The organism is Massilia sp. ST3, assembly GCF_018119405.1.
Taxonomy (GTDB): domain Bacteria; phylum Pseudomonadota; class Gammaproteobacteria; order Burkholderiales; family Burkholderiaceae_D; genus Telluria.
The window spans coordinates 1-12,485 of the sequence record NZ_JAGPWC010000006.1 but is presented as its reverse complement, the minus strand read 5'-3'; the positions used below and the strand labels follow the sequence as shown (position 1 = coordinate 12,485).

Below are 12,485 nucleotides of genomic sequence, written 5' to 3'. Positions count from 1 at the left end.
TTTCTCCTGGCGTCAAGACGTAGTGAAGACGGCCGGCATATCCCCTATCTCGTGCAGGTAGCCCTGCTCCAGATAGCCTGGAATCTTGCCGAATTCTCCCAGCACGCGGCTGCGGAAGACCTCGTCCTCGTGCCAGCGCTCGGGCGGCACGCCGAAATAATTCACGGGGCAGACCGACATGCGCAATCCCGGCCAATGCCGTTGCAGGGTCATGAGGTAGCGCCGGGTCGAGCAGATCTTGCCGATGACGAGGATGCTGCCGATGTCGGCGAGATCCATCACCTCTGCGACCCGGGCACGGCCGAAGCGCACGTTTTCGCCGGTATTGGTGGCGGCGGTCTCGAGGATCAAGGCCGATTCGGGGACGCCCCGGCGCAGCAGCTCGGCGGCGATGACGTCGGCTTCGCTGTCGGGCAGGCCGCGGGTGCGCCCGCCGGAGACCAGCAGTCGGCGAAACATGCCCTGGCGCCAGAGCCCAGTAGCCGCATCGCAAAATTCGGGAACACCGTGCCGGGTTCCAAAGAGGAAGCCGAGGTCGGAAGGTGATGCCGGAAAGACCGGCATCATGTAGTCGGCGATGCGCTGCAGTTCGGTGGGGGACATGGCGCCTCGATCAGTCGTCAGCCGGGCAAACATGGCGGTCCCGGCATCACGTCCTGGCGGCGCCATGCAGATGAATTCAAGTAAAGCAGGCCGATAGGCCGGATTCTGTGTAGTGGTCTCCCTTGCGGGACGCCCCTATGACAGCCATTCCTCTAGGCGCTGGATTACTCCAGCGCTCAAGCTTCCTACCCGCACGCTCCGCGAGCAACATCAACGCGTGCCTATTTGGAATTGCTCCAGGTGGAGGTTACCGCGTTTCACCGTAACTGAATACGCTCGTCTCTGTGGCCCTATTCCTCGCCTTATACCTTGCGGCTTTCAGCGGACGGCCGTTAACCGTCACCCCGCTCTGTGGAGTCCGGACCTTCCTCCCGCCCTCACCCGAAGATGAGGACCAGCGACTGTCTGGCCTGCTTCACGGCATCATTGTACCCGATGGGGAGCCGCGCTCCCAGCATTGGCGGCCACCGGTGTGGTTTCGCCGCCCACCAGGCGGTGGTCGAGGCCGAGCATGTCGATGTCGACCACGCCCATCAGGGGCGCATACATCAGGTCGTTGGGGTCGGTCGAACGGCGCCAGCCGAGGTGCAGCTCGCCGACGGCCCGCTTGACCATCTTGAACATGCGCTGGGCGGCGCGCTCGGTCGGGTGGTAGCGGCTGGCGCCCGGCTCGAGCAGGCGCGCCATCGAGACCACCGAGCTGTTCAGCTCGGGCTGGTGCATCGAGAACTGGAAGCGGAAGTCGCCCGCCTTGGCATTGATGTCGCGCATGGTCAGGAAGACCCGGTAGGTCGACGCATCCAGGTTCGGCAGGCGCGCCGAGGCCTCGGTCGCCAGGGTCAGCACGTCCTCACCCGCAACCTGATTCGTCTCGGGCAGGTTCTGGAGCGCCAGCGGCGCCAGGCGCATCGAGGGACTCACCTTGATGCCCAGCTCCTGCTGCAACTGCTTCGCCATGTTCCCCGCCAGGTATTCGGAGAAATCGTCGAGCGGCACCAGGTAGACCCTGACGGGCGCCGGCGCGGGCGCTTGGGCCAGCGCGCTCCCGGCGCCCAGCAAGGCCAACAATCCCAACAGGCGGCGGCGAGTCGCATTCTGCATGGCAAGGCTCCGAAAGATGTAAATTCGTCAAGATTAGAGCATTTGCGCTGCGAAGTCGAAAGCATTCGCCAGCGCCTATCAAGAATGGGAGGGGAGCGGCGAAAACGACCGGCTTTTCTGAAATTTGATGTCGCCATTTCAAAAGCCGCTCCGGACGAGCTCACATAGAATGCCCGGATAGCAAACCAACAAGGATGACCGAACCATGACGCACCCTTCCCGTACCGGCGGCCAGATCCTGGTCGATGCGCTCCACATCCACGGCGTGGACACCGCCTTCGGCGTGCCGGGCGAAAGCTACCTCGATGTGCTCGACGCGCTGCACGACTCGGATATCCGCTTCGTGATCAACCGCCAGGAAGGGGGCGCGGCGTTCATGGCCGAGGCCTACGGCAAGCTCACCGGCAAGCCGGGCATCTGCTTCGTCACCCGCGGCCCGGGCGCCACCAACGCCTCGATCGGCGTGCATACCGCCTACCAGGACTCGACCCCGATGATCCTGTTCATCGGCCAGGTCGGCAACGACTTCACCGACCGCGAAGCCTTCCAGGAAATCGACTACCGCCGCATGTTCGGCCAGATGGCCAAGTGGGTGGCCCAGATCGACCGCGCCGACCGCATTCCCGAATACATGGCGCGCGCCTTCCAGGTGGCCACCAGCGGCCGTCCGGGCCCGGTGGTGCTGGCGCTGCCGGAAGACATGCTGGTGTCGAAGGCCGCAGTGGCCGACACCCGCCCCTACCAGCCGGTCCAGGGCTCGCCGTCCGCCGCGCAGATCGGCCAATTGCGCGCCATGCTGGCCGAAAGCCGCCGTCCGCTGGTGCTGCTGGGCGGCCATACCTGGAACGACCAGGCCTGCGCCGACCTGCGCCAGTTTGCCGAAGCCAACCACCTGCCGGTGGCCTGCGCCTTCCGCTTCCAGGACCTGCTGGATAACGCCCACCCGAACTACGTGGGCGACGTCGGCATCGGCATCAATCCCAAGCTGGCCGCGCGCGTCAAGGACGCCGACCTCCTGATCGCCCTCGGCCCGCGCCTGGGCGAGATGACCACCAGCGGCTATTCGCTGCTGTCTTCGCCGGTGCCGCAGCAGCGCCTGGTCCACTTTCATCCGGACCCGGAGGAACTGGGCAGCGTCTACCAGGGCGAACTGATGGTCGCCAGCGGCATGCAGCAGGCCTGCGCCATGCTGGCCGCGATGGAGCCGGTCGACGCAGCCGCATGGAAGGACAGTGTCGCCGAGGCGAAGGCCGAGCTGGCCGCTTACCAGGCCCAGCCGCCCATCTTCAAGGAGGGCAATGCTCCGCTCGACCTGTGGCAGATGATGCAGGAGCTGATGGCCCAGCTGCCGCGCGACGCCATCATTACCAATGGCGCCGGCAACTACGCCTCGTGGGCGCACCGCTTCTACCGCTACGGCGCCATGCGCACCCAGCTGGCGCCGACCAGCGGCGCGATGGGCTATAGCGTGCCGTCCGGCGTGGCGGCCAAGATCGTGCAGCCGGAACGCACCGTGGTGACCTTCGCCGGCGACGGCGAGTTCATGATGAACGGCCAGGAACTGGCGACGGCGGTGCAGTACGGCGCGGGCGTCGTGATCCTGCTGTTCAACAACGGCATGTTCGGCACCATCCGCATGCACCAGGAACGCGAATACCCGGGCCGCGTCTCCGGCACCGGCCTGCACAACCCGGACTTCGCCGCGCTGGCGCGCGCCTACGGCGGCCATGGTGAAGTGGTGGAAACGACGGAGGAATTTGGACCGGCGCTGCGCCGCGCCCTGGCCCATGCCAACGAGCACAAGCTGCCGGCCCTGATCGAGCTGCGCTACGACGGCAACCTGATCACGCCGAACGCGACCCTGGACACCATCCGCAAGGCGGCGGAAGCGGCGAAAGCGAAGAAGTAAACGACGAAGTAAGCGAAGCAAGCCGGCCGCGCACAGCGGCCGGTTTCACGTGCGGGAGCCGGATCAGTTCTGTTCCAGGCCGAGCTCGGCTGGAAGGGGAATCGGTTGATCGAAGAAACTGGCCTGTTCCGGATGGGTCAGGAACAGCGCGACCAGGGCGATGAAAGCCCAGACGACGATATTGCGCAGGGTAGCGGCGTTGCCTTCGAGGGCGTTGTCACCGAACACCAGGCGCTTCAGGAAGTTCGTGATTTTCACGGTTAAACCCCGATTTTATCTGTTGGTTTCTCTCTGGGTCTCACTGTATATCAGCCGCGTCCGTTTTTCCAGTCTCGCACTGTTGAGCTGTGACGATTTGATGACAGATTGACGACACGAAACCGTGGCCGCTGCGGCGCGTGGGAACGCGCAGTGGGGTGTATTGCTGCTCTGGTAAAATATTCGCTACTTTTTTCATCGCGCCGCACCCTGGCGCCGCATGCAGCCCCCCGCCACCAGACTATGTTTAGCTTCTTCAAGAGAAAAAAAGCGCCGGATACGCCGGAAGTGCAAGCGCCCGCCCCGGTCGTGCAGGCCGAGCCTGCGCCTGCTCCCACCCCTGCCCCCGCACCTGTCCCGGCATCGGCGCCGCTTCCCGCAGCACTGCAGGACGGCGAACTGTTCCCGGAAACCGCCGAACGTCCCACCACCGAGGCCGAAAAGAAACGCTCCTGGATGACGCGCCTGAAGGCCGGCCTGTCCAAGACCTCGAGCAACCTGTCGCTGCTCTTCGTCGGCGCCCGCATCGACGAGGACCTGTACGAGGAACTCGAAGCCGCGCTGCTGATGTCGGACGCCGGCATGGACGCCACCCAGCACCTGCTGGACTCGCTGCGCCGCAAGGTCAAGGACGAGAAGCTGCTGGACGCGGCGGCCGTCAAGAACGCGCTCAAGGAACTGCTGGTCGAACTGCTGCAGCCGCTGCAGAAGCCGCTGGAACTGGGCCGCCACGACCCGCTGGTGATGATGATCGCGGGCGTCAACGGCGCCGGCAAGACCACCACCATCGGCAAGCTGGCCAAGCACATGCAGCGCTTCGAGCAGTCGGTGCTGCTGGCCGCCGGCGACACCTTCCGCGCCGCCGCGCGCGAGCAGCTGATGGTCTGGGGCCAGCGCAACAACGTCACCGTGATCTCGCAGGCCTCGGGCGACCCGGCCGCGGTCGCCTTCGACGCGGTGCAATCCGGCAAGGCGCGCGGCGTCGACGTGGTCATGGTCGACACCGCCGGCCGCCTGCCGACCCAGCTGCACCTGATGGAAGAACTCAAGAAGATCAAGCGCGTCATCGGCAAGGGCATGGACAGTGCACCGCACGAGACCCTGCTGGTCATCGACGGCAACACCGGGCAGAACGCCCTGGCCCAGGTGAAGGCCTTCGACGACGCCCTGCAGCTGACCGGCCTGATCGTCACCAAGCTGGACGGCACCGCCAAGGGCGGCGTGCTGGCCGCGATCGCGCGCACCCGTCCGATTCCGGTGTACTTCATCGGCGTGGGCGAGAAGCTCGACGACCTCCAACCCTTCAACGCGGAAGAATTCGTCGAAGCGCTGCTCGGCTAAGCGAACCACCCATGATCGAATTCCAGTCTGTTTCCAAACAGTACTCCCATGACGCCTACGCGCTGCGCGACGTGTCGCTCAACATCGCCAAGGGCGAGCTGGTCTACCTGGCCGGCCCCTCCGGCGCCGGCAAGTCGACCCTCATGAAGATGGTGGCCGCCGTCGAGCGGCCCAGCAGCGGCAAGGTGCTGGTGAACGGCCAGGACATCGGCCGCATCAACAAGGCCGGCATTCCCTTCCTGCGCCGCAACCTCGGGCTGATCTTCCAGCAGCAGCGCCTGCTCAACGACCGCCACATCCTGGCCAACGTGATGCTGCCGCTCCTGGTGACCGGCGCGCCGAAGTCCCAGGCCGAGGGCCGCGCCCGCGCCGCGCTCGACAAGGTCGGGCTGCTCGAGCGCGCCAAGGCCATGCCGCTTGAACTGTCCGGCGGCGAGCAGCAGCGGGTGGCGGTGGCGCGCGCCATCGTCAACCGCCCGCAGATCATCCTGGCCGACGAGCCGACCGCCAACCTCGACCGCGTGGCGGCCGACAAGGTGATCGACGCCCTGCGCGCCTTCCATGCCGCCGGCGTGACCTGCGTGATCTCGACCCACGACGAGCAGGTGCTCGACGCGGCCGGGCGCGTGATCCGGCTCGAGCATGGCAATCTGGTTCACCCGGCCCGCCCTGGAGGTGCCGCATGAGCCCGTGGATCCGCCAACACGGCTTCGCCCTCGGCGCCGCGCTGTCCACGGTGCGCAAGTCGCCCGGCAGCTTCCTGTTCAACGTGCTGGTCGTGGCCCTGGCCCTGACCCTGCCCTTCGCCGGCATCACCCTGCTCGACAACGTGCGCCCCCTGTCCGAGCAGCTGTCGGTCGATCCGGAAATCAGCCTGTTCATGGAAGCAGAGACGCCGCGCGCCAGCGCCCAGGCGCTGGCGCCGCAGATCCGCGCCATCGCCGGCAAAGGGAAACCCAGCATCGTTTTCGTGCCGCGCGAGGACGCCCTCGCTTCGCTCAAGGACCGCGGCGGCCTGGGCGACGTGATCGACACGCTCGGCGAGAACCCGCTGCCGGACAGCTATGTGATCAAGCTGGAGGGCTTCGCCAGCGCCGGCGCGGCCGAACAGGTCGACGGCATTGCCGAGCGCCTGCGCGCGCTGCCGGGGGTGGAGTCGGTGCAGGTCGACTCGAGCTGGGTCAAGCGCCTGGCCGCCCTGCTGGGCGTGCTGCGCCTGGCCCTGCTGCTGCTGGCTGCGACCCTCGGCGTGGTCGTGATCGCGGTGGTGTTCAATACCATCCGCCTGCAGGTGCTGACCCAGAAGGAAGAGATCGCCGTGTCCAAGCTGCTGGGCGCGACCGACAACTTCATCCACCGGCCCTTCTACTACACGGGCGCCCTGCTCGGCCTGTGCGCCGGGGCGGTGGCCCTGGGCGTGGTGGCGGCGGCGCTGCTGCCGTTGAACGAGGCGATCCTGGCCTTCGCCAGGCTGTATGCGTCGAATTTCCAGCTGCTGCCCTTGGGCGCGCTGGAGGTAGCCGGGCTGCTGGCCATCAGCGCCGGGCTGGGACTGATTGGGGCGCTGCTGTCGGTGCAGCGGCACTTGGCGCGGGTGCGCTGAGGTCAGTTGAACGCGTCGGCGGCGGAGCCGCCAACCCTACGGTAGCGTCGGCAGCTCTGCTGCCGACGCATTCAAGCAGCCCTTGAAACATCGCGCAACCAGCCTCATTCTTATGGCTTAGCCGTCCCTCCCTACGCAAACACGCGAAATTCTCCTACACGCCGCGCCATCCCAAGGTGCGGCAGCCAACAGAGGCGCCCGGCCTGCGCCCTTAACCTGTCGCTGAACGCAAAAACTCCAGCTCTTTCCCGCGCTCGTATGCGCTGAATCAATCGGATAGCCGGTTCCTGCTCTACAGTGGAACCGACGGCAGTTTGATGCTCTAAGGCAATACTTTAGCAAGTCTTAAACACCGGGGGTGTTGCTAGCACTCACCTCGGGAGAGTGCTAATATATGAGCTAAGGAAAGTCAGATTTCAAGAGAAACGCATCCGTAACAAACCGTAATAGAACTGCCACTCAGCAATTATCGGTGGCACGGTGGATGCAGCAGGATCACTAAGAGGGAAATGAATATGTCCGCACAATCCGCATTGGTTCCGGCCGGCAGTCGTGCTCTGGGACTCGGTTTCACCGGCAATCTTGGCAATATCGACGCCTACATCTCGGCCGTCAACCGCCTGCCGATGCTGACCCATGACGAAGAGATCTCGCTGGCAAAGCGGCTGCAGGACAATAACGATCTCGACGCCGCACAGAAGCTGGTGCTCTCGCACCTGCGCCTGGTGGTCTCGATCGCGCGCGGCTACCTGGGCTATGGCCTGCCGCACGCCGACCTGATCCAGGAAGGCAATATCGGCCTGATGAAGGCCGTGAAGCGTTTCGACCCGAACCAGGGCGTGCGCCTGGTGTCGTACGCGATGCACTGGATCAAGGCCGAGATGCATGAATACATCCTGAAGAACTGGCGCCTGGTCAAGGTGGCGACCACCAAGGCCCAGCGCAAGCTGTTCTTCAACCTGCGCAGCAACAAGACCAGCCTGGACGCCATGTCGCCGGCCCAGGTCGACGAATTGGCCAAGATGCTCGACGTCAAGCGCGAGGAAGTGATCGAGATGGAAACCCGCCTGTCGGGCCGCGACATCGCTCTCGAATCGCCGACCGACGACGAGGACGACAAGTTCTCGCCGATCGCCTACCTGTCCTCGGACCTGGACGAGCCGACCAAGGTCATCGAAGCGGGCGAAGTCACGCGCCTGCAGTCGGAAGGCCTGGAGACCGCGCTGTCGAAGCTGGACCCGCGTTCGCGCCGCATCGTCGAAGCGCGCTGGCTGGCCAACGACGACGGCTCGGGCGCGACCCTGCACACGCTGGCCGAGGAGTTTGGCGTGTCGGCCGAGCGTATCCGCCAGATCGAATCGGCTGCGCTGAAGAAGATGAAGGGTGCGTTGACGGCTTATATGTAAAGCACGGATACGCCCATAACCCCGTCATCCCCGCGCAGGCGGGGACCCAAGTTCTGCCAGCGTTATCGCGACGCTTGCTGAATTGGGTCCCCGCCTCCGCGGGGATGACGTTTTTGAGCTAGTGGCCGTGACATCCGCTTGTCTAGCGTTGCGCCACCAAGGTAACGAACTCTCCCGGCCCCGCATCGCGTCCGGCGAAGCGCGCCGGCATCATGACCAGGGCATCGAGCCGGGTGGAAGCCGACAGCGACGGATCCGCGATCTCGATCCGTAGCTGCTGGTCGCGCGAGACGAAGGAATACGGCGAGAGCGCCACCAGCTGCGTCCTGCCCATGCCGTCGATGTTCGCGTACATGCGGTTGCCCCACATGCTAAGCTGCATGGCCTTGCCGTTCGACAGGGCATAATCGCCCTTGACCATGTCGAATTCCTCGTACCAGATATTGCCTAGTCCGGGCTGGACCATACGCGGCGCGCTGGCGCTGACGCGCACCTCGGGCTGGCTGGTTTGTGCGGTCACGGCGGGCGCCACCAGCAATGCGCCCAGCGCCGCGACAATGAATATGCGTTTCATGACATCCCCCTGACATAGAAGGCCGGATCGCACCGATCAGGCTACTTTGAGTATAGGCAGCGCCACGCAACAAGCGAGGAGTATCTCTCGACAACATGACAGTCACGATCAAGCCAGAGGAAGTGGCGTTCAGCGCGATCAGGGCCCAGGGACCGGGCGGCCAGAACGTGAACAAGGTCTCGTGCGCGGTCCACGCGCGCTTCGACATCGGCGCGTCCTCGCTGCCGGATGCCGTCAAGACGCGCCTGCTCGAAATGCGCGACGCCCGCGTCACCCAGGAAGGCGTACTGGTCATCAAGGCCCAGCAGTCGCGCAGCCTGGAACAGAACAAGCTGGACGCGCTGGCGCGCCTGCAGGCCCTGGTCGACAAGGCGTCCGTGGTCGAGACCGTGCGCCGCCCTACCCGGCCGACCCGCGCCTCCCAGCGCCGCCGGCTCGACGCCAAGACCCGCAGCGGCCAGATCAAGGCCCTGCGCGGCAAGGTCAGCGACTAAGCGCGCCTGACAGCCTTTCTCTTGAGGCGGGCGCTGGCGGTATCGACGCACCGCCCGGCGCAGGGAGGTGCGTCCCCAGCATCACTGTCCCGCGGCGGCGGTCGGGGTGCTGCCGTGAAGCCGGCGCTGCAGCAGGTCCTTGGCCACAGCAAGCGCATCGTCCGGTTTTGCCGCGACGTCCGGAATGACGCCCACGCCCTCCCAGTTGGTCTGGGTAATCGGACTGATCGTGCGCCGGTCGGGTATCACGGCAAGGAAATGTTTGCTGAGCCGATAGGGGCGCGCGGGGTGGGCGCCGCCCCAGGTCCGCTCGCCGACCACCGTGGCGCGTTTCATGGCCTGCATCGTATAGGCGAAGTCTTCACCAGCGGACTTCGTGCCGGCAGCGGCCAGGATGACGACCGGCTTCGTGCCGCCATAGCGTTTACCGTCGAGCTTGTCTTGCGTCCAATGCTGCGTGGAGATGCCGGTATCGCGATCCCAGATGTCGTTGAGACGTGTGCGCTGGTCGACGAAATAGCTGACCAGTAAGCTAACCGAGTCCGCCCCGCCGCCGCCGTTGTTGCGCAGGTCCACGATGAGGCCGTCGGTATCGGCGAGTTCGTTCATCGCCGCGGCGTAGCTTTCGGCCATGAGGAAAGCCGGCGGGAAACCGGACACCTTCAGGTAGCCGATCCTGGGCGTCAGGTGTTCGACCTGTTCCACGCTGCGGTGCGCCATCTGGCGCAGGACCTGGCGCTTGTCGGCCGGGACGCGTTGCTCCCACTCCGCTTGCGACGCGGGTGGCGCTCCGGCCGCATCGTCGGCCGGAACCGGCCTGGGGCTGAAAAATACCGACATGTGCAGGTCACGAACGACGGCGCGCATGTCATCCGTGAGCTGTATTGCAAACTGTTTGCCATCCGACATGGCGTCGTACTTGCCTTCCCGCTGGCGCTGGCGCAGCGCCGTTTCGATTTGCTTGGCCTTGTCGGGGAAAATATAGTGATCGTTCAATTTTTTTACCAGCGCGTCGATCACCTCCACCTGCAACGCGCGATCGACCACCATCGTCGATACGGAGCGGTTTTCTTCACCGGGAAGCGGTTGCGAAGGTGGTGCGGCGACTGCGCTGGCCATGCCCAGCACCAGCAAAGACGGTATGACAATCCATTTCTTTTTCATTTTTTTCCTCTGATTGTGACGCGCAGGTTCGATGATGCTTAGGAATGCGAACGATTACTTCACCCATGAAGCAGAGAAGTGGATTGAGAATAGCATAATAATTTCTATTTGATAGCAATATCAAATACCAACCCGAGGAGCGCGACTGGGCTTGGGTGATGCTGACGACGAGTCAGCGCATCGCCGGCGGTTGCGCACCTGTCAGGCGTTCCAGGAACCGGCGCATCCCGATCCGTGTGAGAATCAAGGCATTCCGTGAACTTTTCCCCGCCTGCGGGGTATTCACCGGAAACAAGAGCAGAACACGGGAGCGCACAAGGCGTGAACGGCCGGAACCACGACACGGAACTGGCAACACCGGACGAAGCCTGGCTGGTGCGGCGGGCGGCGGGCGGGGACCGCTGCGCCTTCGAATCCCTGTACCGGCTCTACTTCCCGCGCATCGCGCGCTTCCTGCACCGCATGACGCGCAATGCCCAGCTGATCGAGGAGGTCGCCAACGATGCGATGCTGGCCGTCTGGCAAAAAGCCGCGACCTTCGACGGCAGTTGCAAGCCCTCGACCTGGATCTTCGCGATCGCCTACCGGAAAGCCTGCAAGGCCCTGCACGCGCTCGACGAGCCGCTCGACGCCAGCCCGGACGCCTGGGAAAGCGAACCCGGCTGCCAGCCCGAGCGCCTGTTCGAACAGCTGCGCCTGGGCGACGCCGTGAACGCCGCCCTCGACACCCTGCCCCTGGCCCAGCGCGCGGTGTTCCAGCTGACCTTTTTCCATGACATGGGCTACGCGGAAATTGCCGACGTGATGAGTTGCCCGGTCAACACCGTCAAGACCCGGCTGTTCCATGCGCGGCGCAGGCTGGCCCAGCTGCTGGCCGATCAACTGGAGGAGCGCACATGAACCCGCATGCCGGCATGGCTACACAGGACGCGCACCGGGCGGCCCAGGAAGCCCTGCCCTGGCTGCTCAACGGCACCCTGGCCGGCGCCGAGCGCAGCGCGGTCGAGCGCCACCTGGATGCATGCGCACAATGCCGCGCCGAGCTGGATGCGCTGCGCGGCCTGCGCGCGGCGGCACGCCAGCCGGACCCGGACTGCGATCCGGAACGCGCGCTGGCTCGCCTGCTGCCGGCCCTCGACGCGGCGCCACCTGCGCCGCCGCGCGTCACGCTTCTGGAGCGCTGGCGGCAAATGCTGGCCGCCAACGACGCCCGATGGCTGGGCCGGCTGGCCGCGGCCCAGTTCGCGGTCATCGCACTGCTGGGCGGGCTGCTGCTGACGCAGCCTTCCCCGGACGACAGCTATCGCCTGCTCGGCGCCGAGACGCCGCGCCAGGCCAGCCTGGTGCTGGTGTTCCAGCCCGACATGCCGGAACGCGAGCTGCGCCGCATTGCGCGCGCCAGCGGCGTGCGCATCGTCGGTGGGCCGACCGCGGCCGACGGCTATCTGGCCGCCGTGCCGGACGGCGCGCTGGCGCCGGCGCTGGCGCGCCTGCGCGCCGAGCCGGCTGTGCTGTTGGCAGAACCCTTGGCGGAACCGCCGGAAGGAGGAAGACAGCCGTGAAGGCCTTGCTCGCCGCGCTCCTCGGCATCCTCCTGCTATATGCGCCGGCACAGGCGGAGGTGGACCAGCACGGCCGGGATGCCGCCCAGGAAGCGGCGGCGCGCCAGGTGCTGGTCATGCTGCGCCTGCCGCCCCAGCACTACCGCCCCGACGCCGCCTATGGCAGCAGTTACCCGAACGACGGCGGCCAGGCCGCGCGGCGCCGGATCGCGCAGGAACTGGCGCGCGCCCATGGCCTGGTCCTGGTCAGCAACTGGCCCATGCCCGTGATCGGCGTCGACTGCTTCGTGATGGAACACCGGGGCGCGGAACCGCTCGCGCCCGTGATCGCCGCACTGGCGCGCGACCCGCGCGTGCAATGGGCGCAGCCGGTCGAGGTGTTCCACGGCCTCGACGGCCCGCGTGGCGGCGACCCGCTGTTCCCCCTGCAGCCGGCGGCGCGCGCCTGGCGCCTGGCCGAGCTGCACCGC

13 protein-coding genes, 1 other RNA gene and 1 pseudogene are annotated in these 12,485 nt (G+C 65.8%); 9 read left to right on the top strand and 6 right to left on the bottom strand.

Annotated elements, in window-relative coordinates:
* Positions 1–12 precede the first annotated feature (12 nt).
* The 3 genes from KBW98_RS03220 to KBW98_RS03210 all read right to left on the bottom strand — a co-directional run bounded on the left by KBW98_RS03220 (position 13) and on the right by KBW98_RS03210 (position 1,704).
* Positions 13–603, bottom strand: coding sequence for a YdcF family protein (locus tag KBW98_RS03220; protein WP_211518654.1), 591 nt, complete (start codon positions 601–603; stop codon positions 13–15).
* 78 nt (positions 604–681) lie between these two features.
* Positions 682–1,020, bottom strand: an RNA gene (gene rnpB, locus KBW98_RS03215) — RNase P RNA component class A.
* A 6-nt stretch (positions 1,021–1,026) separates the two neighbouring features.
* On the bottom strand, positions 1,027–1,704 hold the full coding sequence (locus tag KBW98_RS03210) for a hypothetical protein (protein ID WP_211518653.1): 678 nt from the start codon (positions 1,702–1,704) through the stop codon (positions 1,027–1,029).
* Between the two features lie 205 nt (positions 1,705–1,909).
* Here KBW98_RS03210 and KBW98_RS03205 point away from each other — a divergent pair, with 205 nt between their 5' ends.
* Positions 1,910–3,613 carry a thiamine pyrophosphate-binding protein gene (locus KBW98_RS03205; protein WP_211518652.1) on the top strand — a complete coding sequence of 568 codons (1,704 nt, stop codon included), beginning with the start codon at positions 1,910–1,912 and terminating at the stop codon, positions 3,611–3,613.
* Between the two features lie 63 nt (positions 3,614–3,676).
* Here the strand turns inward: KBW98_RS03205 and KBW98_RS03200 are convergent, their stop codons facing one another.
* Entirely contained in the window at positions 3,677–3,871 is a 195-nt protein-coding gene (locus KBW98_RS03200) for a hypothetical protein (protein WP_211518651.1), read from the bottom strand.
* 243 nt (positions 3,872–4,114) lie between these two features.
* Here KBW98_RS03200 and ftsY point away from each other — a divergent pair, with 243 nt between their 5' ends.
* The 4 genes from ftsY (at position 4,115) to rpoH (ending at position 8,221) form a co-directional block, all read left to right on the top strand.
* On the top strand, positions 4,115–5,212 hold the full coding sequence (gene ftsY, locus KBW98_RS03195; RefSeq protein WP_211518650.1) for a signal recognition particle-docking protein FtsY: 1,098 nt from the start codon (positions 4,115–4,117) through the stop codon (positions 5,210–5,212).
* Between the two features lie 11 nt (positions 5,213–5,223).
* Positions 5,224–5,898, top strand: coding sequence for a cell division ATP-binding protein FtsE (locus tag KBW98_RS03190; RefSeq protein ID WP_211518649.1), 675 nt, complete (start codon positions 5,224–5,226; stop codon positions 5,896–5,898).
* A complete protein-coding gene (gene ftsX, locus KBW98_RS03185; protein WP_211518648.1) occupies positions 5,895–6,815 on the top strand; it encodes a permease-like cell division protein FtsX in 921 nt (306 codons plus the stop codon). Before KBW98_RS03190 ends, ftsX begins: the two co-directional genes overlap by 4 nt.
* A gap of 515 nt (positions 6,816–7,330) precedes the next feature.
* Complete coding sequence (gene rpoH / locus KBW98_RS03180) at positions 7,331–8,221, top strand: RNA polymerase sigma factor RpoH (protein WP_211518647.1); 891 nt, start codon at positions 7,331–7,333, stop codon at positions 8,219–8,221.
* 142 nt (positions 8,222–8,363) lie between these two features.
* Here the strand turns inward: rpoH and KBW98_RS03175 are convergent, their stop codons facing one another.
* The gene (locus KBW98_RS03175) at positions 8,364–8,795 is read right to left on the bottom strand and encodes a hypothetical protein (protein WP_211518646.1); all 432 of its coding nucleotides are present in this window, start codon (positions 8,793–8,795) and stop codon (positions 8,364–8,366) included.
* A gap of 95 nt (positions 8,796–8,890) precedes the next feature.
* On the opposite strand from KBW98_RS03175, the gene arfB reads away from it, so the two are divergent.
* On the top strand, positions 8,891–9,289 hold the full coding sequence (arfB, locus tag KBW98_RS03170) for an alternative ribosome rescue aminoacyl-tRNA hydrolase ArfB (RefSeq protein ID WP_211518645.1): 399 nt from the start codon (positions 8,891–8,893) through the stop codon (positions 9,287–9,289).
* A gap of 81 nt (positions 9,290–9,370) precedes the next feature.
* On the opposite strand, the gene KBW98_RS03165 is transcribed toward arfB, so the two are convergent.
* Positions 9,371–10,453, bottom strand: coding sequence for a S41 family peptidase (locus KBW98_RS03165; protein ID WP_211518644.1), 1,083 nt, complete (start codon positions 10,451–10,453; stop codon positions 9,371–9,373).
* Positions 10,454–10,774: 321 nt separating this feature from the next.
* On the opposite strand from KBW98_RS03165, the gene KBW98_RS03160 reads away from it, so the two are divergent.
* The 3 genes and pseudogenes from KBW98_RS03160 to KBW98_RS03150 all read left to right on the top strand — a co-directional run.
* Positions 10,775–11,353, top strand: a complete 579-nt coding sequence (locus KBW98_RS03160; RefSeq protein ID WP_211518643.1) for a sigma-70 family RNA polymerase sigma factor — start codon at positions 10,775–10,777, stop codon at positions 11,351–11,353.
* A complete protein-coding gene (locus KBW98_RS03155) occupies positions 11,350–12,015 on the top strand; it encodes a zf-HC2 domain-containing protein (RefSeq protein ID WP_211518642.1) in 666 nt (221 codons plus the stop codon). The genes KBW98_RS03160 and KBW98_RS03155 overlap by 4 nt, the downstream gene beginning before the upstream one ends.
* Positions 12,012–12,485: pseudogene (locus tag KBW98_RS03150) on the top strand (peptidase S8 and S53 subtilisin kexin sedolisin); the annotation flags it as partial. The gene KBW98_RS03155 and the pseudogene KBW98_RS03150, both read left to right, overlap by 4 nt.